This window comes from Cytobacillus sp. FSL W7-1323, from assembly GCF_038595015.1.
GTDB classification, from domain to species: domain Bacteria; phylum Bacillota; class Bacilli; order Bacillales; family Cytobacillaceae; genus Cytobacillus; species Cytobacillus kochii.
This window is the reverse complement of the sequence record NZ_CP151998.1, coordinates 4,434,612-4,457,440: the sequence shown is the minus strand read 5'-3', so window position 1 is coordinate 4,457,440 and position 22,829 is coordinate 4,434,612. Positions and strand designations below refer to the sequence as shown.

Sequence of the window (22,829 nt, the reverse complement as noted above, 5' to 3'; positions counted from 1 at the left end):
TTACAATATTACCCATTTACAAAGAAGATTAAATAAATTATAGTTATTAAAGAGTGTTTATATCCATAATTAAAAAGGGGTTATTACTTATGAATGAAAAAGTAAAAAGAAAGATTAGTAATCTTGAAAATATTGATCGTTTTTCAGCTGAGGAATTATTTCAATACCTCCCCCTCAATCATAGTGACGTCGTATTAGATATAGGAGCTGGTGCAGGATACGTAGCACTACCTATAGCAGAAAGGGTAGATTTGGTTTATGCACTTGATTTGGATGAGGACATTTTAAACTATTTGCAGCTAACAGCAGAGAAGAGAGGGATCACAAATATTCAGCCCGTAATAGCTAATTTTAAAGACATACCATTAGCAGATGAACAAGTAGATATTGCGATCGCTTCAATCTCGCTACATGAAGTAAAACCATTATCCGCTGTACTAGAAGAAATCAAGCGTACCTTAAAAGCTCGAGGTACATTCTTATGCATTGATATTGAAAAAACCTCAGATGCCAGAGGACCGAGAGTATCATCTGGGGATATGATGAAGGCAATGGAAAATGCCGGTTTTAGCGATATGAAAATGACCGTTTCTCCGCGGAAATTAGGAAGTGAGCCAGTTTATATCATTAGGGCAGTAAAGAAATGAATGCTTTAATTTAAAGCAACAGTAAATTAACATCCTTTATAAAGAGTCGTAATAAAATAAAAATGATTGCAATGTGAAAATAGATATATTCGTATCCAACAAAGCTTTTTGAACGAATCCTGCACCCCTATAACTAAGAGTCACTTTCTTATCTTAATTTGATAAGTCCCCACACTAATTTCTCGTTCCACGTGAAACAAACGGTCCATCTTATGAGGGTTTTTGTTAGCTGAAATGGTAAAATAGAGACAGGGGAGAAAGTTTCTGTAATAGTGAAGGTGGTTTGCTCAATTGCTCATTTTATATATACTTCTTATTTTAGTTGCTTCTATATTACAGGCGAGTACGGGATATGGCTTTTCTATTCTAGCGACGCCATTTTTACTGCTGTTTTTTGAGCCGATGGAGGCCATTCAAATCAACTTAATCTTATCTTTGTTTATTTCGATTGTCATGATAGGGAAAGTCAAGGTCGATGTTGATCAAAAAGTGTTAAAACGACTCATCATCGGCAGTATTTTTGGTTTACCTATAGGGATGGTCATTTTTCTTTGGTTACCGCTTAACTGGCTAAAACTAGGGATAGGTATTCTAATCTTGGTTTTGACTGTGTTGATGATTGCTCAATTAAAGATGAAGCAAACGAGAAATAGAGATTATGGCGCTGGTGGGCTATCTGGAACATTAACGACAAGTATTGGTATGCCTGGTCCGCCGTTATTATTGTATTTCTCGGGCACCAAAACGAATATGGAAATTCTCAGAGGAACGACAATTGCCTTTTATTTATATATCTATGTAATCAGTCTGGCTATCCAAATGGTTGTCGCCGGTACTACACAAACAGTTTGGCTCGCTAGTTTGGTTGGAGCTCCTGTGGCACTAATTGGTATATTTTTAGGACAATTACTATTTAAAGTCATGAGCCAAAAGTTTTTCTCAATTATTTCCTACTTCATCCTTTTATTTACTGGATTATACTTATGTATTAACCAATTAATTCTCTAATTCTGCATGGGAATGAGGAAGGAAAAAAGGCTGGTGAGGGGTTTGATTTCGCACGTCTCACTCAGCCTGTCTTTCAAGTATGGATTAATGAATAGCAAATTCTTTGTTTAATAGGGACTCAAATGCTTTAATATTTTCATTAAAGTCCGGCAGTTGTTTTGTTTCTTCTGCTTGTTTGATCATGCTTGTGACAAGGTCATTTACTGGAGTAGATACTTGTAGGGCGTTCCCTTTTGTTGAAATGTAACCATTAATATAGTCGACTTCTGTTTGTAATCCTTTTTCTAAATCTTGTAGCATACTAGCTTTGAGCAGTGCTTGAGGACCAAATGCTTGTTTAGCAACTTGGATGACCATAGGTAGATTGCTCTTGTCTTCGTTAATAGAGAAGATTCCAACATTTACACCAGCTAGTTCGCTAAATTGAATGTTATTCGCGTAACCAACTTTTAACGTTTCATCAGCTAACATCACTGCACTTGTGACAGCTGCCTCGTTATTCAAAATATCTCCATATGTACAACCTAGTGCTGCCGACATACCACTCATCGCTACATTAACAAGAAGTTTGGACCATTTTGTACCGATTAGATTATTTGAAACGATTGTGCCACCGACATCTTCAAGAACGGTTTTTACTAGGTTCACGCGGTCAGTAATCTGTCCGTCTAACTCACCAATTTGAAAAGCGTGAGCAGAGAATGCCTCTTTGTCTGATGTTAATTGTGATACACCTGGTTTTACCCAAGTAGCACCAAACTCTACAGAACCACCAATAATGATGGATGAACCAAGTGATTCTACTAAACTTTCTTCTGGAACACCATTTTGTAAAGAGAGTAATATACTTGCTTCGTTCATATGCGCTTGAAGTTGTAGGAGCACTGATTTATTGTATACTTGCTTTGTTAAAAGTAAGACAAGGTCATAAATGCCAGTCATTTCATGTGGCGTGATGGCTTTCACAGAAGCCTGCAAGTTTACAGTCCCCACAACTGTTGCGCCGTTACTGTTTAAGGCGTTAATATGGTCAGTATTTACATCGATGCATTCCACATGATGTGCCCCTTTTGATAAGTGTGCCCCAATAATCGTCCCTAAAGATCCTGTTCCCATGATAGCAATTCTCATTATGCATCCTCCTAAAATATTTAGTTGTAAAGCACTAACATAAAAGTTAATCATACCGAAATAAATAATAGAAATAAAAGAAAAAAAACCCAAATGATAGGCTTAAAGTCCTTGTTTTTGGATTAAATTAGGAGGAAAAATAATTGGGTACGCAAAAGAATGAATTATTAAGAGTTCATAAAGTGAATATGTGGGGATTGATGACATTAGCTGTTTTATTAGTCTTACCTATTGTTATTGACCGGGGTTTGAGCGATACAATTGTCATTATGTGTGCTGGGATTTCTGTCATTGTCATGGCTATTGTTCTGTATTTTTTGCGTATCAATGATTACGTAAAGGGCTTTTTATATGCTGCTATACCAAACCTCATTGTGATGATGCTCTTTTTTGTGGACGGATATGCATTGAATAAGCATTATATTTTATTCTTAACGATTGCAATGGTGGTGCTATATTTTAAGAAAGAAATGATTGTTGCTTTTTCTGTATTCTATAATGTTAGTTTTATTGCTACCTACTTTATAATTGGCCATCAGTTATTAGGAGAAAGTAATAGTGTCCGGAGTATTTTTACTATTATTCTTGTCGCCAACGGGATTTTGTACTTATTTTATTTATTAGCTAGTTGGGGTAGGGAATTAATTGACCAAGCAGAGCAAAAAGAAACGGAGTCAAAGGACCTCCTCATACAGTTGCAAGACACCTTTGGTTCAATAGATAAAGGTACAGTGACTCTAGAAAATCATATTGGACTTTTTAAGCAAAATATTGAAACGATACATGAGTCAAGTCAACAAGTATTAGAAGCTGCTCAACAGATGGCTACAAGTATTCAAGAAGAAGCGAACAGCTTAAATATTGTCAATGATTCTATGAGTCAGTCTTTACAAAATACAAAAGAATCTGTTGCCATTTCAGAAGGTGTCGTAGAAAAGTCGGAGAATATGAATGAGAAAGTACAAGATGGTTTAAATAAGATAGTCGATGTTACATCGCATATGAATACTGTAAATACAACGATTAGTGTGACAGCATCGACGGTATCAGATGTTCATTCAAGTATGGAACAAGTGAATAAATTATTAGCAGGCATTAAACAAATTGCCGATCAAACTAATTTACTCGCATTAAATGCAGCAATTGAATCAGCAAGAGCCGGAGAGCATGGGCGAGGGTTTGCGGTCGTTGCAGATGAAGTAAGGAAGTTAGCTGAGCAAAGTGCTGAAATCACGGTGGCGATCTCTGAAGTGACGAATACTCTTTTCACTCAGTCTCTTGAAGCACGTAAAAGCTCTCTTGAAGGGGAAGGTGCTGTAAAGCAGGGACAAGCACTTCTAACAGAGATATCTGCCTTTTTCAACGAGATACAAACATCATTACAAGAAAACAACTTAGAGTTAGTGAGAGGTGTCAATGAAGTTTCCGCTGCCACAGAAAAATTTGAACAAATTCAAGAGCAGATTGAAAATATGGCAAATATATCAGAGGAGAACGCCGCAGCTACAGAGGAAATCGTTGCTATCATAGAAGATGAACATGAGATGGTGTCAAACGTAAATCATTCGGTAGCGGATATTAATCGTTTGAGCATACAGTTAAAAGAGTTAGCTTCAAGCCAACAAGCTTAACATTGGTAATTATGCTCTAATCAAAAGGTTGTGCGAAAAAAGGACCAATTTTCCATAGAGTTTATATTGACAGACGCTATTAAACTATTGTAGCCTAATAGATATCAAATTGAATAAACCTCACTTTTTCTGGTGGGGTAGAGGCGCGGTATTTAACAGTCTTTAGTAGAGTGATAAGGCATGATGAGACTAAAGAGAAGGAAATATCGCCGAAATGTGCTATACCCGTTTGTATAGCATGTTGGGTCTGCAGTGAATAATTGCAGGACTGTCTTAATAAATTTACCCGATTTATTAAGGTGCACTATCTCTAAAATGGGAAAAGTAGAGGATTTAGGCGGAAGAATAACAAGGACCTGAGTTCATCTCAGGTCTTTTTTTGTTATTCTTTTTCTTAATTCGGAATAGTTTAATTAGTAGAAAAATATATTAGGGGGAATAGAGATGAAAAAGAGATTTGCTTTACTAGCTATGGCTTTAGTACTGAGTATGTTTCTAGCTGCTTGTGGTTCAAATGATGAGGCTGAAGGAAGCACAGGTTCAGGTGGAGAAGATAAAGACGTTTTTCGCGTAGGACTAGAGGCGGGTTATGCGCCATTTAACTGGACGCAAATGGATGATAGCAATGGCGCAGTAGCAATTGAAGGTAATTCAGAGTTTGCAGGCGGTTACGATGTTGAGATTGCGAAGAAGATAGCAGAAGGTTTAGGAAAAGAGTTAGTAATTGTGAAAACAAAATGGGATGGATTAGTACCATCATTAAGTTCAGATAAAATTGACGCTATTATTGCTGGTATGTCACCAACAGCAGAACGAAAAGAAACGATTGATTTTTCCGATAACTATTATGAATCTGATTTAGTCATGGTAGTGAAAAAAGGTGGCGATTACGAAAATGCCACATCCATTCAAGACTTCAGTGGGGCAAAGGTTACTGCCCAATTAAATACATTTCATTATTCAGTAATTGATCAAATTGACGGCGTACAACAGCAAACAGCGATGGAGAGCTTCCCTGCTATGCGTGTTGCATTAGAGTCTGGAATTATTGACGGCTATGTTTCTGAACGTCCGGAAGGTGTAAGTGCTTCAGCTGCTAATGATAACTTTGCGATGGTTGAATTTACTGAAGGATTTGAGACAAGTGAAGAAGATACTGCCATTGCAGTAGGGGTGAAAAAAGGTAGCGAATTAACAGATAAAATCAATGAAATCCTTGCAGATATTTCTGAAGAAGAGCAAAAAGAATTAATGGATGCTGCTATTGAGAATCAGCCAGCGGCAGAATAACTAAATGAGCCGGCTGCATGAGATGTAGCCGGTTTTATATCGAGAAGAAGGTTAGGAGAGACATGAGAAATAAACAACTAGGGTAGCGCATCCTCTCCGTCGTATTAAACCTTTGAAGCGCAAATCCTTAGCAGATTGATTGGTAATGGCCAATCATGATGAGAGAAAAGGAGATCATTGTTATGAGTATAGAATGGATTATTCGCATCGTTGTCGAATATTGGCCAATGTTTTTACGAGGCGCCGGTGTGACATTAGTCATTGCCTTAATTGGTACCGTTTTCGGTGCCCTAATTGGTTTGTTGTCAGGCATTCTTCGAACAATACCAATACCTGAGAATGGTCCTAAACGGTTGTTATTAAAAATAGTGAATTTCTTGTTATCTGCTTATATTGAATTCTTTAGAGGCACACCAATGATTGTACAGGCAATGGTTATTTTTTACGGGGCAGCAATGGCCTTTGGCTATCAAATGGATCCGCTCATTGCTGGTATCGTTATTGTTTCCATTAACACGGGTGCTTATATGGCTGAGATTGTTCGTGGAGGGATTATTTCTGTCGACCCAGGTCAATATGAGGCAGCCCAAGCCATTGGGATGAACCATTTGCAAACAATGATGAATGTTGTTTTACCTCAGGTCATTCGAAACATTCTTCCAGCTACAGGTAATCAATTTATCATTAATATAAAAGATACTGCCGTGTTAAGCGTGATTTCTATATCTGAATTATTTTTCCAAACGAATTCAATTGCAGGGAATAATTTCCGCTACTTTGAGTCATTCTTTGTTGTTTGTATTATTTATTTCGTTATGACTTATACCGTTACATTAATTCTACGCTATATTGAAAGAAGAATGGATGGACCGGAAAATTACGTCGTTGCAGGTGAAATGGATACGGCAGAAGATATCAAAAGAAAAACAACAGGAGCATAGGTGGCGGAAAGGAGAGTTGGAAAAGTGAATACAGTTGTTGATATTCAAGGGTTAAGTAAGTCTTTTGGTAGTCATGAAGTATTAAAAGATATTAACTTCTCAGTGAATAAAGGAGAAGTAGTTACAATCATCGGCTCATCAGGGTCTGGGAAATCGACCCTATTAAGATGTGTCAATCTATTAGAAAAACCAAGTGGTGGACAAATTATCTATAACGGTGAAAATATCCTCGACGATAAACATAATGTCCATCAATATCGTAAAAATCTCGGCATGGTTTTTCAATCTTTTAATCTATTTAATAACCATAATGTATTGGGAAATTGTGTTGTTGGGCAAATAAAAGTATTAAAGCGTTCAAAAGAGGAAGCAGAAAAAATCGCGAAGAAATATTTGCGTGTGGTCGGGATGGAGGCTTATGTAGAAGCTAAACCAAGACAGCTTTCCGGAGGTCAAAAACAGCGTGTGGCGATTGCAAGAGCACTTTCAATGGAGCCAGATGTGATGTTGTTTGATGAACCAACCTCAGCACTCGATCCTGAAATGGTTGGCGAAGTGTTAAAGGTGATGAAGGAACTGGCTGGCACAGGCCTGACCATGCTTATTGTCACCCATGAAATGGAATTCGCCCGTGAAGTGTCGGATCGCGTTGTCTTCATGGATAAAGGCGTCATTGCTGAAGAAGGGACACCAGAGCAACTATTCAATAACCCCAAAATGGAAAGAACCAAAGCTTTCCTACAACGTACACGTAACTAAAAGAAGCTTGCCCGATTTAATAATTAAATTGGGCAAGCTTCTTTTAGTTTTAGCCTCTCGTACGGAACGTTGTTAAAAGCTTTGGAATTGGATCAGAAGTTTGTCGGTCCTTTGGTAGAAGTTGAGCCGCGACAAAGATGAATGAACTACATTCGTAAGATCAACTTATGCTGTCGTATTTCCGCTCCAGAATTAAGCTTATTCATGTCTAGCTCGGAAGGACTGCTCTTTTTTCTTAGTTAATGATAAATTTTCTCGTCTATATTCACAGGTAAGACCTTTTTATAAATGGCTTCAATATCTTCTTTCACTGCTTTTCTTGGATTATAATGTACGGTTCCATGATCGTTCATTGCATCTTCTGCTAGTTGGGCGATATCTTCATCTGTAAAGTGGTGGTCGAGATGCGCAAAATTTTGTGGAATATCAATAGAATGCATTAATTCTTCTACTAATGGAATAAGAGTTTTGCCTGCTTGTTGCATACTAACGGAATGTAAGGATGGATCAATCATGCGTGCAATTGTTGCATATTTTTCTGTTGATGCTGGAAGATTGTAGGCAATCACTTTTGGTAGTATCACAGCATTCGCAAGTCCATGGGGGACACCGTAGCGTGCAGACATTGGATGTGATAAGGAATGAACAATCCCTAATCCACCGAGGCTAAATGACATGCCAGCCAATGTACTAGCAAGATGGACTTGCCCCCTTGCTTCTAAATTGTCTGCATGAGCATAGGTTTGTGGTAAATAGGTCCAGAGCATGCGAATCGCTTGAAGAGCAAGAGCATCTGTAAAAGGATTAGCTGGTAATGATACATAAGATTCAATGGCATGGACAAGTGCATCAGCCCCTGTAGCAGCAACATGCTTTCGTGGCAATCCAAGTGTGAGTGCCGGGTCCACAAACACAACTTTTGGTACAAGATAAGGAGATCCTAGAACAAGTTTTCTACCACCATCGCTATCTGTAATGACACTTGCAATCGTTACTTCAGACCCAGTACCAACTGTTGTTGGAATCGCAAAAAGTAATGGTAGTTTATCTTCTATTGGCTTACCGCCAAGAGAATATTCCAGTATATGTCCGGTGTGTGTGACTGCAACAGCCAGCGCTTTGGCAAAGTCCATAGAGCTACCGCCTCCAAGGGCAATAATCAAGTCTGCGCCTTCTAATTGAAAGCTCTTCATGCCTTCCATAACCGAATGAGCAGACGGGTTGGGCTCGATTTCTGCATAAACAGCATATTCAATGGATGCATCTTCTAATACTTGGGTAATTTTTTCTACGACACCTGATGAAATCAGTCCTTTATCTGTACAAACGAAGACCTTCTTCTTTCCTGTCGCTTTAATTTTGTCTGAAAGCTCTTGTTGAACGACCTCATAACCAAATTTTAAATCCGTTTGTAGATTTAAGTGAAATGATGCGTTCAATAAACTCATTCGCTGATCCTCTCCCTCTAATATTTTTTTACTTATAAATAGTTAAGCGCTTACAAGGTGATTTCCTTCTTTCTCTAACTAAATTTTAGAAAGAGTGTTAGAATACAAGTAAAAAATGAGGAAGTGAGCTTGTTATGCAAAAATCGATTGTACAAATAAATTCCCCTGTAGGTGTGCTAGCAATCGAAGGAACAGAAAAAGCCATCACAGCTGTTCAATTTCTTGATAGAACGGAAATCGCAGAACCATTGAGAAATGACTCGCCAGATGTAATAAAGGAATGTGTACAGCAATTAGAGGAATATTTTCAAGGGAAGAGAGAAGCATTTGAAATTACTTATGAGCTCAATGGGACAACCTTTCAAACGAATGTATGGCAAGCGTTAACAACAATTCCTTTCGGTGAGACTGCCTCATATAAAGACATTGCCGTCATTGTCGGAAATGAAAAAGCTGTCCGTGCAGTCGGGAGCGCTAATGGTAAAAATAAAATGAGTATCATTGTACCTTGCCACCGTATTATTGGCACAAACGGAAAGTTAACTGGTTATGCAGGTGGGATGGAAAGAAAAGGCTGGTTGCTTGAGCATGAAAGAAAGTTCAGAAAATAGTATAATAGTTCTGGTAAGCAGAATGTTAGAAGAGGTGACTGGAAATGGAGAGAAAGATCGATGAAATCATCAAGGATCGCCGTTCGATTAAAAAGTTCAAACAAGATCCTGTAAGCATAGATGAAATTGTAGAATTACTAGAGGTGGCAAAATGGGCACCAAATCATAAAATGACGGAACCATGGCGTTTATTACTATTCGCTGAAAAAGGGAAAGAGAAGTTTATTGATGCATTTTGCCAAACGCAAAAATTAAAGGATGGGACCATACCTGAAAAAGCACAAAATAAATCCGCTTATTTTCGCTCTATACCTTTGCACTTAGTTGTTGTGATGCCTGAGGACCCTCGTCAAAAGACATGGGATGAGGATTATGGTGCAGTGAGTGCGATGATTCAAAATTTCCAATTAGCTGCATGGGAAAGAGGCATTGGCATGATTTGGCGAACCAATGATTGGATCTATAATCCTGTCTTCCGAGAAGCGATTGGTGTAAAACCAGGGGAGAAAGTAGTAGCTACTTTAATGATTGGTTATGCCGATCATATTCCTGAAGCAAAGCCGCGAACAAGTATGAAAGAAAAGCTGCAAATTATTAAAGAGTAAAATAAAGTGATAATAAAGGCTAGGGACAGGTGCGAAAAGCGGTTCCTAGCCTTTTTTTAGCTACTAGAATATATAAACCTTTTTTAAAGTCAATCAAATATGTTTGTAGGAGGAGTAGTTAGGTATACTATTGGTATATAAAATAACGTTTAATTGCTGTTCCATTGTGAGGGGGACTAGAGTTGATTATTGCTATTATTTTTCTCTTATTTGTTTCATTCTTTTTTTCAGGGAGTGAAACGGCATTAACTGCAACAAATAAGATGAGGCTGCGAACGAAAGCGAAAAACCATGATAAAAAGGCTGAAAAGCTACTTAATATCGTCTCAAAGCCAAGTGAGTTTATTACTTCTATTCTCATTGGTAATAACATTGCTAATATCTTGCTACCGACACTTGTAACAACCCTTGCTATTCAATATGGCTTTAATGTTGCGCTCGCTTCGGCCATATTAACAGTGGTTATTATTATATTTTCGGAAGTAATTCCGAAATCCATTGCAGCAGCTTTCCCTGATCGTATATCGTATCTTGTATATCCTGTGATTCGTTCTGTTATTTTTATTCTAAAACCAGTGACAGTCATTTTAAATGGATTAACGGGTTTTATTACCCGCATATTATCAAAGGGGCAGAAGCAAGAATCATCAATTTCTAAGGAAGAGTTACGGGCAATAGTGGAAATCGCTGACACGGAAGGGATCTTTAAAAAAGAAGAGTCTCATCGTATTAAAGGTGTACTTAATTTTCATAATTTAAATGTAAAAGACGTGCTAAAAACCCCAAGAATAGATCTTGTTGCGTTTCCTATTACAACTACATTTGAAGAAGTAAGGGATACTGTGATTCAACATCCGTATACAAGGTATCCTGTCTATCGGGAGGATATTGATCGTATTGTCGCAGTTTTTCATTCAAAGTACTTATTATCTTGGGCTGCGGAACCACATAAAACACTAGAGGATTATTGTGATACAGATCCTTTGGTTATTTATGAATTTGCTTCTCTTGAGCGTGTTTTTCGCCAAATGACGATGGAGAAAAAACATCTAGCAGTTGTCTTGGACGAATATGGTGGAACAGAAGGAATTGTTACTCATGAAGACATTATTGAAGCCATGATCGGGTTAGAAATTGAAGATGAAATGGATCTGGATACTGAAAGGCATATTCATAAGCTGACTGACACAGAAATCATCTGTAATGGAAAAATTACATTATATCAACTCAATTCTGTATTTAAGACAGATATACCAGAGGAAGATGATGTACTTGCAGGTTACATACAAAAGCAAATAGACCATTTTCCGGCGGTAGGTGAAGTCATTGTACAAAACAATCTTACTTTTGAAATATTAGAAGTAAAAGGGAGAGCACTGACTAAAATAAAAATTACTAAAAAATGATGCTGTGCTTTTAAAGGGGTTTGAAAAAGTGAATAAGCATTCAGAATTGAAATCTATTAAAGAAGTGAGAGCATTTATTCAAGAAAATAACTTTGCCCTCCTTTATATTTGGAGTGATCAATGTAGTGTATGTCATGCATTGTATCCCAAATTATTTGAGAGTGTAAAGGATTACCAAAAGATAAAACTAGGAAAAGTTAACTATCAGGTTGTAAGCGAAATTGCCGGTGAGTTTTTGGTATTTTCTGTACCGACAATCATCCTCTTTAAAGAAGGGAAAGAGTACTTAAGAGAAGGAAGATTTATGAGAGTACAGGAGTTTAACAAACAATTAAAGCATTTAAACTTTATGATGTGAAAAAATGCATTAAAAAGGGCACCGTTCTTAAAATGAACGGTGCCCTTCATTAATTATAATGCATCTTTAATCACTTTCTTATAATGTAAAATTGCTAATAATCCAAAGATGGAATAAAGCACAGTATAGATAACCATGACAATAATAGTTGGTGTCATCATTTCTGTTCCGAACAAGAACCAGCCCGATTTAACAGCGAAGTAACTATGAGACAGACTGAGAACAAGTGGGATACCGAAAGTGAAAAACTGTTTCACGCAAATTCCTCTTAAGAGATCGTTCTGAGTATAGCCAAGCTTACGTAAAATCGTATAGCCATTCTTTTCTTCTTCCCCCTCATCCATTTGCTTAAAATAAATGATACAGCCTGAAGTGATTAAGAATGTAAGCCCTAAGAAGCCGGTAATAAATAATGTCAAACCGATAAATTCTTTCACACCTTGAAATTCTAATTGCAGGGACCAGGTATTTCGTTCGATGTCCAGCGTTTCGTATAGATCATTTGCTTTTACTACATCGTCCTGATTTTCCAGGTTGATTTTATAAAAAACGTTGCCTTGGTCTTTAAAAATGGTTTGTAAATCTGGATTCAATGCTTTTTGCAATTGCTTATATACTGTGTCATCGACGACAGCAGTAGGAGAGCCGCCAAATGTGAAATAAAATGGAATGACAGGTTCATCATTTAAACCAATAAGATCTAATTTATATTCATTTGCTGTTGTATGCATCACAATAGAGCTGTTTTCGTTTACATCCATGATAGAATCAAACATGGCAGGCCAACCAGTAAAGAATACTTCATTTGGCTTAACGTCTAAACCGTCTACATCTTTATCACTAACTACGGTCGATTCCATCTTCTGTACATCCATACCTGCTGATTCAGGATCCACAGATAGTTGAATCATGTCTGCCATATTAAAGGTAGTAACTACGATTTCCGTTGTTTCTTCTGTAAAAGCTATATTATGATCAGTGAATGCCTCTGTTAGCATGTTTGCTTCTTTTTCACTATTCGTAGAAAAATCTGCTAGTACACGTTCAAATGCGCTTTTTTCTGCTGAATAGAACTGAATATAGGATAAAGAGAGTAAACCGATAGCTAATGCCGATACGGTTGTTATTACCGTTAATAATAAGGCATTGGATTTCATGCGAAACATAATTGATGACAAAGAGAGGACATCTGTTATGTTAAGATAGCCGCCTTTACCATTGCGAATGACATTACCAATGAAAGTAATCGACCCACGGAAGAAAAGGTAAGTACCGATAATGACACTCCCAAGGATGAAAATCATGGCGAGAAATAATTCATTTATTGATGTAAAATTACCACTGAAAAGTTTGGATGATACATAATAACCTGTTGTAATAAAGCAAAGTCCTAATATTCCAATTACAATTTCTACAACCGTGACCCGTTTTACAGTTCCTTCTGTAGTTGCTTTTACTTTGAACAGTGATAGTATGCTCTGACGGTGAATAAAGAAAAGGTTATTTGCCATAATGAGTAAATAAATCACAGCAAAAACAATTAGCGTCTGTACTAACGCCTGGGATGAAAACTGTAATTCCGCTAATTCATCGATCGATATTAATTTAAACAGAATCATTAGCACAAACCTCGAGCTGAGAAAACCAAGAAAAATACCAATCATTAAAGAACTGAAATATAATAAGAAATTTTCAGCTGTAAGTAGACGGAAGATTTGCCCTTTCGTCATACCGATAAGTTGGAAGAGCCCGATTTCTTGCCCACGTCTTTTTATAAAAAGATTGTTAGCAAATAAGAGAAATACAGCAACAATTACGATGAGAAGGACAGATGCTGCCCGTATAGCTGCTGCACCTTTTATAGTACCGCTCGCCTCATCTAATGCAGGGTCATATTGTAATGTAACAAAGGCAAAATAAAGACTAGAGCTAAAAGCAAGTGCAAAAACATAAAGGTAATAATTCTTCAAATTCTTCTTTAAATTACGCCAAATGAGCAAATTAATGTTCATTTTGTACACCGCCCAGAATGGCTTGTGTCTTCATAATATCTTTAAAGAAATCTTGCCTCTTCTCATCACCTTTGTTCAATTGCGTGTAAATATGGCCATCTTTAATAAAAATCACACGACTACAGTAACTAGCCGCAACGGGGTCATGCGTGACCATAACAATCGTTGACTTCCTTGTTTCATTCAGTCGCGTTAATTTATTGAGTAAATCCGAAGCGGACTTCGAATCAAGAGCACCAGTCGGTTCGTCAGCAAAAATGATACTAGGATCATGTATAAAAGCACGAGCTGCTGATGTTCTTTGCTTTTGACCACCTGAAATTTCACTTGGGTACTTGTTAGCTAAATCTTCAATCCCTAATTCAGAGGCGATGTCAGAAAAGCGCTTATTGGCTTCAGTCCGTGATACTTTTTTGATTGATAATGGCAGTAAGATGTTTTCTTTTACTGTCAATGTATCAAGTAAATTATAATCTTGAAAAATGAAGCCGAGATAATGTTTACGGAATTCCGCAAGTTGTCTTTCTTTCATTTTCGTCATTTCTTTGCCTTCAATACTAATTGAACCAGCGCTTAAGTGATCGATCGTCGAAAGGATATTGAGCAAGGTTGTCTTCCCAGACCCCGATGCGCCCATAATACTGACAAATTCACCTTGCTTTATATGCAGGTCCAAGCCTTTTAAAACTTCTTGTTTATTCCCTCTACTACCGTAGGTTTTATGAATTTTATGTGCTTCTAATATATTCATGTGAATGCTCCTTTTTCTAAGCTTACCTACATTGTAAAGGGATAGAGAGACTTTCTCCTTCGATTCAGCGAACAAAATATCATTGCGTGTGACATTATTGTCACTTCGTTGTCATTCTTATATCAACGAAATCATTCATTTTAGGGAATACAAGTGTTACTGTCGTCCCTTCATTTATGATTGAGCTAACTTGAATGTTTATTTTTAATGTATCAGCTGCTTTTTTGGCTAAATAAAGACCCATTCCTGTAGCTGCATGTCCTGCATGGTCAGCGGTTGAAGTGAAACCCTTGTCATATATACGCGGTAAATCTTTTTGTGAAATACCTTTCCCTCTATCTGAAATGGTGAGAACGTTAATGTCACCAAGTGCCTCCGACTCAATGGTAATTTCGGATGAGTGACTATATTTTACTGCATTAGATAAAATCTGCCTAATCACAAACCCAAGCCATTTACCATCACTTGTCACTTCTTTTACTGCGAGATCGAGTTCAAAACCAATTCCTTTTTGCATGCACCAAGATTGCAAGTCTCGTATTTCCCTAAATAATATTTCCTCAAGTGAGACCTTATCAATATAAAGATCATTTTCTAAAGTTGGCATACGTTTATGGTGAAGCTGTTGATCAAGCAGTAAATGAATGCGAAGCCACTCGTTAGCTAAAGCAGATTTCGAGCTTGGATGCTCTAGGCGATCAATGATGAGTTTCATTGCTGTTAAAGGGGTCTTTACCTCATGAATCCACCGCAATAATTCATCTTTCTCTTGTTCAATCTCCAATTTGATCTGTTGATTTTCCATCTCTAATTGCTGCGTTTGTTTCTGAAGACTAGATTCAATGATTTTTTCAAAAGGTGAGCGGGCCTCTTCTAAATAGTGGAGATCAAGTCCAGGCGCCCAATTTTCTAATCGGCGGTAGTAGGAGACCTCTTTTATAAAACGCAAGAATAGAAAGATAATGAAAATAACCAGCAGGATCGCAACCATATAGAGGGTCGAATACATTGATAATCCAGGATCAATATAAGCAAATACAATGATAAGCATGAGAGAGAAGAGGAAGAGGAGTATCCAACTTATTCGTTCTTTTAAAAAAGTAATCACCATATTAATAGACCTCTTCCATTGCCATATAACCTTGTCCTACCTTTGTATGTATATGTTTGCCTAAATCAATTTCCTCCAGTCGTTTTCTTAGCCTGTTCACATTAACGGTTAAAGTATTGTCACTAATAAATCGCTCATCATCCCATAGAGCTTTAATAAGTTCATCACGGCTTAGTGTTTTATTTTTATGTTGAAGCAATTGTTTAAGAATAAACATTTCGTTCTTCGTTAAGGTAATCTCACCGTGTTCGTTAGAAACCGTATATTTTTCATAATCGATTTTAGCTCCATACCATGTTTGTAGTGTCTGAGAATCAGCAGTATAGTTATAGGCTCTTCTTAGTAAAGCTTGGATTTTTGCCACAAGTACATCGAAATGAAAAGGCTTTTGCACAAAATCATCTGCTCCAAGTTGCATAGACATGACCATATCTGTCGGATGATCACGAGAAGATAAGAAGATAATCGGAACGGTAGAATGGTTACGAATCATACGACACCAATGGAAGCCGTCATATTTAGGCAATTGAATATCTATGATTACGAGGTCAGGCTTAACCTCTGAAAATCGTTCAATTACTTTTGAGAAATCATCAATTCCATGCACGCTAAATGACCATTGTTCTAATCTTTCTCTGATTTCTCGATATAAGCTTTCATCGTCTTCTATAAGTAAGAGAGTAAACATCTTTTCACCACACTTGTTTTTCCATATATTATATTAAAAACGAAAGGGAGGACAACCTTCTGGAAAAAAAGAAGACCGTACAGCGACGATCTTCTTATCCTTTATTTTCCGATAGCTTCAACTGTCGTTGCTACTTTTCCGATAACGAGTTCGCTACCAAGCATTGGAGATTCTTTAGGCTCTTCCCCTTGTTTTGGTTCGGGGCGTTTATGTGCTTGTTTGAATATGTCACTTTCCTTCCAAGCTTGGAAGCTATCAAGGTCTTCCCAATACATATTCACATTCAATTCATCATGTTCTTCTAAGTTTTGTGTAATAACGGTTTCCACTTTAATGAAACCTTTCATTTCTTGTAGAGGACCTGGCTTGGTGAAGTTAGGTGCTAATCTTTCAGCAAAACCTTTTTTCATTTTAATGCGATTCGTTACGATATACATCATGATTCCTCCTTTTAGTGATCATGCTTTTATTATAAACTTACTTTCATCAATTCTGAAATTAAAGCCCTTCATTTGGTAAAATAAAGGTGAGAGGTGAGAGGGATGTATAGTGAAGCATTATTAATTGATGAATTAGTGAAAAGAATCATTGCAGGTGAGTATCTATCGAATGAAAAGTTCCCATCTGAAAATCAATTAGCAGAAGAGTTTCAGTTGCCAAGAATGACTGTGAGAAAAGCGTTACAACACTTAGAAGGTCGAGGCCACCTTTATTCAGTACGCGGAAAAGGGCGGTATTTAAAGCCTGAATCAGAAGCGATTCATTTACACTTATCGGGGGGCGAAAGTTTTACAGATAAAATGCTAGCCTCCGGTTATGATTTGCAAACTATAAATCTATTTTCCCCAGATAATGAGATAAATAAAGAGAACCAAACCTATATGTTGTCGAGACTTCGCTATATTAATGGGGAGCCAATTGCTATTCATCAATCGTATGTCAATACAGAGGTTTTCCCTACGATTAAAAAAGATGCGCCGAGAATTACATCCATGTTCGCCTATTACCGAGCTCATGGTTTTCATCACTTCACCAATAATGGAGCAGTATTAAGCGTACAATTCCCCTCCGCCTATGAGCAAGAGTTGCTTAAGTGCAATAATATCCTCCCACTTATTTGTCTTGAAAGTCATACCGTATGCGAAGACACTGAAAAAATACTAGAACGAACGTGCATTCTTTATAGAAGTGATAAATTTAAGTATCGGCTCCGTTAAAATGGGGCCGATTGCCTGGTGTTTAGATATATATTGCTAGAGAGAACGGTGAGAGAGGGAGAAAACATGATTTGCGCGCAGGTTATAGAAAAATATACACCTTATTGCGCGATTCCATGAATTGCGCGTAATACAAAGCCAAATCTAAAAGAATGGTGCGTGTAGCTAAGATTTGCGCGCAGTACATAGTCAAATCCAAAAGAATGGTGCGCGAAATTAAGGTTTGCGCGCAGATCATAGCCAAATTCAAAAGAATGGTGCGCGAAACTAAGGTTTGCGCGCAAGTCATAGCCAAATCCAAAAGGATGGTGCGCGAAATTAAGGTTTGCGCGCAGATCATAGCCAAATCCAAAAGAATGGTGCGCGAAATTAAGGTTTGCGCGCAGATCATAGCCAAATTCAAAAGAATGGTGCGCGAAATTAAGGTTTGCGCGCAGATTATAGCCAAATCCAAAAGAATGGTGCGCGAAATTAAGGTTTGCGCGCAGATCACAGCCAAATCCAAAAGAATGGTGCGTGAAACTAAGGTTTGCGCGCAATACATAGACAAATTCAAAAGGATGGTGCGCGAAACTAAGGTTTGCGCGCAGATCACAGCCAAATCCAAAAGAATGGTGCGCGAAACTAAGGTTTGCGCGCAGATCATAGCCAAATTCAAAAGAATGGTGCGCGAAACTAAGGTTTGCGCGCAGATCATAGCTAAATTCAAAAGAATGGTGCGCGAAACTAAGGTTTGTGCGCAGTACATAGTCAAATTCAAAAGAATAATGCGCGAAACTAAGATTTGCGCGCAATACAAAGCCAAGTCCATCATGCTCTTGCGCAAAACCATGATTTACACACAGTCTCAGTCTGAAACGTTCATTTAAGAATATACATTTTGATTGGATGAGTCTGACAACAGTTTGAAGGATACTGTCGCCACATTTATATGGAGATGCGGGCATAATCACGTTGTATCGTAGGGTGTACCAGCCTCTGATACTTCTGGCTTTTTTCGGCGAGTAATTAATTATACCCGTAGAGGCTCCATGTCAAAGGGTATCATGAAATTAAGGTCATAATTGAACATTATTTCGAAACCAAAACGGAATATGGTAGCTAATCGCTTGATAAGCGAGAGCAACCACCGACCACCGATTTACTCACCCTACTAACTGACAACCACATTAATAACCTCAAAAAAAGCAGCTCAAGCCCGAAACCAATATAGCTATATTCATTTTTAAAGACCCCTCACCACAAAACAAGGAGAGGGGTTTTTGGCAAGGGTTGATTCTATAAAGGTGTCCGCCATGTAAATCCTTATTTACACAATATTAAAAATAAATTAAAACACAACAGCTTGGCGCCAAGTTACGATGAACTTGCGAGAGGAGGTAGGGAGATGAATCGAAAAAGAAGAACAACGATTTTAGTGAAGGCGGGAGCCTCGTTGGCTAAGGAGATGGCGAGAGAGGTGACCGAACATTACGACGTAAAAGAAATAGTTGCACCGAGAAACGGTTTAACAATGCTGAAGGTAAGAGAAACAGCTAAGCAATCCCTATTTTATCTAGGGGAAGTATTAATGACGGAGACGATGGTAGAAATAGAGGGCAGCATAGGTAAGGGAATGGTCATCGGTCTAGAAGAAGAGTGGTCACGTGACCTTGCCATCATTGATGCCGCTTATGGCGCAAAATTGCCAATTATAGCGAGATGGAATCAATTTCTCCAAGCGAAAGAAGAAGCAATCATCAATCAGGAAAATAAAGAGCAGGCACAATTAATGGAAACAAAAGTGTCCTTTGAAACGATGTCAATTTAAGGGAGTGAAAATAATGCCACTTGATTATGTCCATGACACACAAGCTGTGTTTCGCAAGGTAATGGATTGCATGGCGCAGCCTGGTAAAACAGTTAGTTTAGCTAAGCAAATGATTCAAATTGACCATCTAATCGATTGCTATCATTCTACTTTTTTAACGATGGTAACCTTACTCGATAGCGAGGCAACTTTCCATATTAAAGGGAACCATACGCCACTCGTCCAAAGAATCTCTCAACTGACATTAGCCAAGCATGTGAAGGAAAGTGAAGCCGATTTTATCATCATTACAGCTGATTTACCACAAGCTGGTCTAATAAGCGCTATCCAATCGGCGAAAAATGGTAGTTTAATCGATCCCCAACTTTCTGCCACTATCATTATTGAGACCCCGAAGTTGTCATCAGGGCAAGAATGGCTATTATCAGGGCCAGGGATCAAGAAGGCTAAGCGTATAAAGCTCGCTTATTCTCAGACAATCAACCAAGCGCGTGAAGAGAAAAATCAAGAATTTCCGTTAGGAATCGATATCGTGATAACGGACCAAGTAGGTAAGCTTGTTTGTTTACCAAGGACAACAGTAATCAGTGAGGTGAGTAAGTAATGGGATATGTTGCCGTTAAAGGAGGGACAGAGGCTATCGAAGCCTCCATTGAACGCCTTCGTTATAACCGGCTGAAAGGTGAAAGGCATATAGAGATTGAAACAATTCTTGCCACGATGAAGGGCTTAGTAGATCAGGTGATGTCTGAAGCTAGTCTATATGCGCCTATGTTAGCTGCGTTGGCTATTAAACAATCGGAAGGGAATATGGAGGAGGCCGTTTTTACCTTGCGTGCCCATCGTTCGACATTACCACGATTGTATTATAGCGAAGCAATCCAGACAGAAGATATGCGCATTTCTAGGCGGATTTCTTCTAGTTTTAAAGATATTCCTGGTGGACAAATATTAGGAGCAACAACGGATTATACACATAGGTTGTTAGATTTTGATTTATTAATAGAGGATCAACAAGAAGAGAAACAATGGTTGCAGCATTATAAAGAAAGAATCGATCAGCTGAGAGAGCAGCCATCATCACAAATTTTCCCTAAAGTTGTGGAATATTTAAGGGAAAACGGTCTTGTGCAAACTTATGTAGATGATAATCGCGAGCCTTTTGATGTCACAAAGAAGAGCCTCCAATTTCCTGCCAATCGAAGTGCAAGGTTGCAGACATTAACAAGGGGACAGACAGGTGCAGTTATTTCTCTTGGTTATGCTTCTATGCGGGGATACGGTCAAGTTCATCCCAATGTAGGGGAGTTGAGGGTGGGTATGATGCCTATTCACATCTCATCTCCACATGAATGTGAGGAAGAGCAATATTATATAGGTGCTATTGAAGTGACAGAAGTGGAATCATTTGTGCCGGTAAAGGGCGCAAGTGAGGAAAGTGAAGAAGCCCTCGACTTTGAAATCGGCTATGGGATGTGCTACGGACAAAATGAGACAAAGGCGATAGCAATGAGTATTTTAGATCAATGCTTGCAGCACCCATCATCTGATTTTCCTACACATGACGAGGAGTTTGTTTTATTGCATATTGATTCCGTTGAATCGACAGGGTTCATTTCGCATTTGAAACTTCCTCATTATGTGACTTTCCAATCTAAGCTCGATCGTGCAAGAAAAGGACAGAAAGGAGAGTAATAATTATGACAAGACTCCATCATTTTGCTTTCTTCGATGAAGGCTCAAAAAAAGAGATTAGAAGAACAATCTTAAAAGCGATTAGTATTCCAGGATATCAAGTGCCCTTTTCTTCGAGGGAAATGCCTATCGCTAGAGGTTGGGGTACAGGTGGATTACAGGTGACGCTATCCATCATTGGCAAAGACGATGTATTAAAGGTGATTGATCAAGGATCAGATGAATCAGTTAATGCAGTCAATATTAAAAAACTAGTTGAAAAAACGACAGGCATTGCCATTACGGAAGGAACAGCAGAAGCAACGATTATTCAGTCAAGACATCGCATCCCTGAGCAGCCTTTAACAGAAGGTCAAGTGCTCGTCTTGCAGGTCCCTGCTCCAGAACCATTGCGGTCAGTAGAAAAAAGTGAAAGACAAACGAAAATTCTCCATGCGGAAGAAGAATACAGCGGTGCTTGGCTACAGTTATTTGAACAAATTATGAAATATGGTCAGACCAAAACAGGAGCGGACCACCCCGTCTATGTAGCTGACCGTTATGTGATGGCACCGAGTCCTATCCCCCGATTTGATAATCATAAAATGAATCATTCGGAAGCACTTATTTTATTAGGGGCGGGACGAGAAAAGAAAATCTATGCGGTTCCACCTTATACAGATGTCCGTTCATTAGCATTTGAGGATTACCCATTTACTGTCGAATCTTTCGTAGAACAAGCTTGTCATTTATGCGGGGCAACAGATACGTTTTTGGATGAGATCATAGATGCAGATAAAGATAAAGTGTATTACCAATGTAATGATTCTCACCATTGTTTAGCACAAGTAAATGGGGCGATTCAAGGAAAAGGGGATATAAGCTATGCGTGATAAACCTATCTTACAAGTCCAGCGATTAGAAAAAGTGTTTGGAAGAAGCTGTAGTCATTGTCAGCATCAAGATACGAGACAGTTAGAAAAGAATTTTTGCCCTTATTGTGGGACAGTGTATGCCTGTCGAAATATCTCGTTTGAATTATTTCCCGGGGAAATATTAGGGATTGTTGGTGAAAGTGGGAGTGGGAAATCTACGCTTATGCAATGTTTATATTTTGATGAGACTGCGACAGGTGGGGAAATGTTTATCAACCATGAAGATTTTAAGGAGAAAAACATTTTTGCTCTTTCTAATCAGCAAAAAAGATATGTGCGCAACCATATCCTCGGAATGGTTTATCAAAATCCAGCAAAAGGGTTGAAGATGGACTTTTCCTCTATTGGTAATATCGCTGAGAAACTCATTGCAGCAGGCAATCGCCATGTCGGTGAAATGGAGCGTGTCGGAACGGAATTGCTCGACAAGGTCCATCTTCCCCTTTTTAGAATGAAAGAAGAACCCAAGCGGTTCTCAGGGGGAATGCAGCAGCGTGTGCAAATTGCAAAAGCCCTTTCTAACTATCCCCCCATTCTTTTCTTAGATGAAGTAACGACCGGGTTAGACTTATCTGTGCAAGCCAGTGTCCTTGATTTAATTAAAACGATTCAACGTGAGATGGGTATCAGCATGATTGTGGTATCACATGACTTAGCCGTTATTCGTATGCTAGCTGACCGCACAATGGTGATGTTAAATGGAGAAGTAATTGAAAAAGGGCTAACAGATCAAATCCTTGAAGATCCTCAAGACGCTTACACACAACAGCTTGTTTATTCGTTGCTATAAAAGAGG

General features: G+C 38.3%; 24 protein-coding genes and 1 riboswitch. Of the genes, 16 read left to right on the top strand and 8 right to left on the bottom strand.

The genetic code is table 11. The features are described from left to right. The first annotated feature begins 89 nt into the window (after nt 1-89). A complete protein-coding gene (locus tag MKX67_RS22570; RefSeq protein WP_342488781.1) occupies nt 90-647 on the top strand; it encodes a class I SAM-dependent methyltransferase in 558 nt (185 codons plus the stop codon). Between the two features lie 291 nt (nt 648-938). Further along, entirely contained in the window at nt 939-1,655 is a 717-nt protein-coding gene (locus MKX67_RS22565; RefSeq protein ID WP_307316362.1) for a sulfite exporter TauE/SafE family protein, read from the top strand. A gap of 84 nt (nt 1,656-1,739) precedes the next feature. Here the strand turns inward: MKX67_RS22565 and MKX67_RS22560 are convergent, their stop codons facing one another. Next, nucleotides 1,740-2,786 carry a ketopantoate reductase family protein gene (locus MKX67_RS22560; RefSeq protein WP_307316365.1) on the bottom strand — a complete coding sequence of 349 codons (1,047 nt, stop codon included), beginning with the start codon at nt 2,784-2,786 and terminating at the stop codon, nt 1,740-1,742. Between the two features lie 143 nt (nt 2,787-2,929). Here MKX67_RS22560 and MKX67_RS22555 point away from each other — a divergent pair, with 143 nt between their 5' ends. The 4 genes from MKX67_RS22555 (at nt 2,930) to MKX67_RS22540 (ending at nt 7,407) form a co-directional block, all read left to right on the top strand. Next, a complete protein-coding gene (locus tag MKX67_RS22555) occupies nt 2,930-4,417 on the top strand; it encodes a methyl-accepting chemotaxis protein (RefSeq protein WP_233435338.1) in 1,488 nt (495 codons plus the stop codon). Between the two features lie 130 nt (nt 4,418-4,547). Continuing rightward, a riboswitch (Lysine riboswitch) is annotated at nt 4,548-4,732 on the top strand. Between the two features lie 129 nt (nt 4,733-4,861). Then, nucleotides 4,862-5,707, top strand: a complete 846-nt coding sequence (locus MKX67_RS22550; protein WP_307316368.1) for a transporter substrate-binding domain-containing protein — start codon at nt 4,862-4,864, stop codon at nt 5,705-5,707. Between the two features lie 182 nt (nt 5,708-5,889). Then, nucleotides 5,890-6,648 carry an amino acid ABC transporter permease gene (locus MKX67_RS22545; protein ID WP_095371435.1) on the top strand — a complete coding sequence of 253 codons (759 nt, stop codon included), beginning with the start codon at nt 5,890-5,892 and terminating at the stop codon, nt 6,646-6,648. A 24-nt stretch (nt 6,649-6,672) separates the two neighbouring features. Continuing rightward, the gene (locus MKX67_RS22540; RefSeq protein ID WP_095373573.1) at nt 6,673-7,407 is read left to right on the top strand and encodes an amino acid ABC transporter ATP-binding protein; all 735 of its coding nucleotides are present in this window, start codon (nt 6,673-6,675) and stop codon (nt 7,405-7,407) included. A gap of 239 nt (nt 7,408-7,646) precedes the next feature. Here MKX67_RS22540 and MKX67_RS22535 read toward each other — a convergent pair whose 3' ends face one another. Beyond that, a complete protein-coding gene (locus MKX67_RS22535) occupies nt 7,647-8,855 on the bottom strand; it encodes an iron-containing alcohol dehydrogenase family protein (RefSeq protein WP_342488780.1) in 1,209 nt (402 codons plus the stop codon). A 134-nt stretch (nt 8,856-8,989) separates the two neighbouring features. Between MKX67_RS22535 and MKX67_RS22530 the strand changes: the two genes are divergently transcribed. From MKX67_RS22530 to MKX67_RS22515, 4 genes are all read left to right on the top strand, one after another. Further along, entirely contained in the window at nt 8,990-9,466 is a 477-nt protein-coding gene (locus MKX67_RS22530; RefSeq protein WP_095371437.1) for a methylated-DNA--[protein]-cysteine S-methyltransferase, read from the top strand. 44 nt (nt 9,467-9,510) lie between these two features. Further along, on the top strand, nt 9,511-10,071 hold the full coding sequence (locus MKX67_RS22525) for a nitroreductase (protein WP_281202835.1): 561 nt from the start codon (nt 9,511-9,513) through the stop codon (nt 10,069-10,071). Nucleotides 10,072-10,253: 182 nt separating this feature from the next. Then, nucleotides 10,254-11,477, top strand: a complete 1,224-nt coding sequence (locus MKX67_RS22520; RefSeq protein ID WP_342488779.1) for a CNNM domain-containing protein — start codon at nt 10,254-10,256, stop codon at nt 11,475-11,477. Nucleotides 11,478-11,505: 28 nt separating this feature from the next. Beyond that, nucleotides 11,506-11,835 (top strand): thioredoxin family protein, encoded by a 330-nt coding sequence (locus MKX67_RS22515; RefSeq protein WP_322909876.1) that lies wholly within the window; start codon nt 11,506-11,508, stop codon nt 11,833-11,835. Nucleotides 11,836-11,888: 53 nt separating this feature from the next. On the opposite strand, the gene MKX67_RS22510 is transcribed toward MKX67_RS22515, so the two are convergent. The 5 genes from MKX67_RS22510 to MKX67_RS22490 form a co-directional block, all read right to left on the bottom strand. Beyond that, entirely contained in the window at nt 11,889-13,847 is a 1,959-nt protein-coding gene (locus tag MKX67_RS22510; protein ID WP_322909875.1) for an ABC transporter permease, read from the bottom strand. Beyond that, the gene (locus tag MKX67_RS22505) at nt 13,837-14,598 is read right to left on the bottom strand and encodes an ABC transporter ATP-binding protein (protein WP_095371442.1); all 762 of its coding nucleotides are present in this window, start codon (nt 14,596-14,598) and stop codon (nt 13,837-13,839) included. The genes MKX67_RS22510 and MKX67_RS22505 overlap by 11 nt, the downstream gene beginning before the upstream one ends. Before the next feature lie 100 nt (nt 14,599-14,698). Then, nucleotides 14,699-15,709, bottom strand: coding sequence for a sensor histidine kinase (locus MKX67_RS22500; protein WP_095371443.1), 1,011 nt, complete (start codon nt 15,707-15,709; stop codon nt 14,699-14,701). A 1-nt stretch (nt 15,710) separates the two neighbouring features. Then, nucleotides 15,711-16,397, bottom strand: a complete 687-nt coding sequence (locus MKX67_RS22495) for a response regulator transcription factor (protein ID WP_095371444.1) — start codon at nt 16,395-16,397, stop codon at nt 15,711-15,713. Between the two features lie 101 nt (nt 16,398-16,498). Continuing rightward, a complete protein-coding gene (locus MKX67_RS22490; RefSeq protein WP_095371445.1) occupies nt 16,499-16,834 on the bottom strand; it encodes a heme oxygenase in 336 nt (111 codons plus the stop codon). A gap of 105 nt (nt 16,835-16,939) precedes the next feature. Here MKX67_RS22490 and MKX67_RS22485 point away from each other — a divergent pair, with 105 nt between their 5' ends. Beyond that, on the top strand, nt 16,940-17,614 hold the full coding sequence (locus tag MKX67_RS22485; RefSeq protein WP_095371446.1) for a GntR family transcriptional regulator: 675 nt from the start codon (nt 16,940-16,942) through the stop codon (nt 17,612-17,614). Nucleotides 17,615-17,696: 82 nt separating this feature from the next. On the opposite strand, the gene MKX67_RS22480 is transcribed toward MKX67_RS22485, so the two are convergent. Next, entirely contained in the window at nt 17,697-18,446 is a 750-nt protein-coding gene (locus tag MKX67_RS22480) for a hypothetical protein (RefSeq protein WP_342488778.1), read from the bottom strand. 555 nt (nt 18,447-19,001) lie between these two features. Between MKX67_RS22480 and phnG the strand changes: the two genes are divergently transcribed. From phnG to MKX67_RS22455, 5 genes are read left to right on the top strand one after another with little or no spacing between them, the layout of a single operon-like run. Next, nucleotides 19,002-19,424 carry a phosphonate C-P lyase system protein PhnG gene (phnG, locus tag MKX67_RS22475; RefSeq protein WP_307316397.1) on the top strand — a complete coding sequence of 141 codons (423 nt, stop codon included), beginning with the start codon at nt 19,002-19,004 and terminating at the stop codon, nt 19,422-19,424. A 13-nt stretch (nt 19,425-19,437) separates the two neighbouring features. Next, on the top strand, nt 19,438-20,028 hold the full coding sequence (phnH, locus tag MKX67_RS22470; protein ID WP_322909873.1) for a phosphonate C-P lyase system protein PhnH: 591 nt from the start codon (nt 19,438-19,440) through the stop codon (nt 20,026-20,028). Further along, nucleotides 20,028-21,119 carry a carbon-phosphorus lyase complex subunit PhnI gene (locus MKX67_RS22465; protein ID WP_095371450.1) on the top strand — a complete coding sequence of 364 codons (1,092 nt, stop codon included), beginning with the start codon at nt 20,028-20,030 and terminating at the stop codon, nt 21,117-21,119. The genes phnH and MKX67_RS22465 overlap by 1 nt, the downstream gene beginning before the upstream one ends. Nucleotides 21,120-21,124: 5 nt before the next feature. Next, complete coding sequence (locus MKX67_RS22460; RefSeq protein WP_307316401.1) at nt 21,125-21,991, top strand: alpha-D-ribose 1-methylphosphonate 5-phosphate C-P-lyase PhnJ; 867 nt, start codon at nt 21,125-21,127, stop codon at nt 21,989-21,991. Then, a complete protein-coding gene (locus MKX67_RS22455) occupies nt 21,984-22,823 on the top strand; it encodes an ATP-binding cassette domain-containing protein (protein WP_307316403.1) in 840 nt (279 codons plus the stop codon). Before MKX67_RS22460 ends, MKX67_RS22455 begins: the two co-directional genes overlap by 8 nt. Nucleotides 22,824-22,829 lie beyond the last annotated feature (6 nt).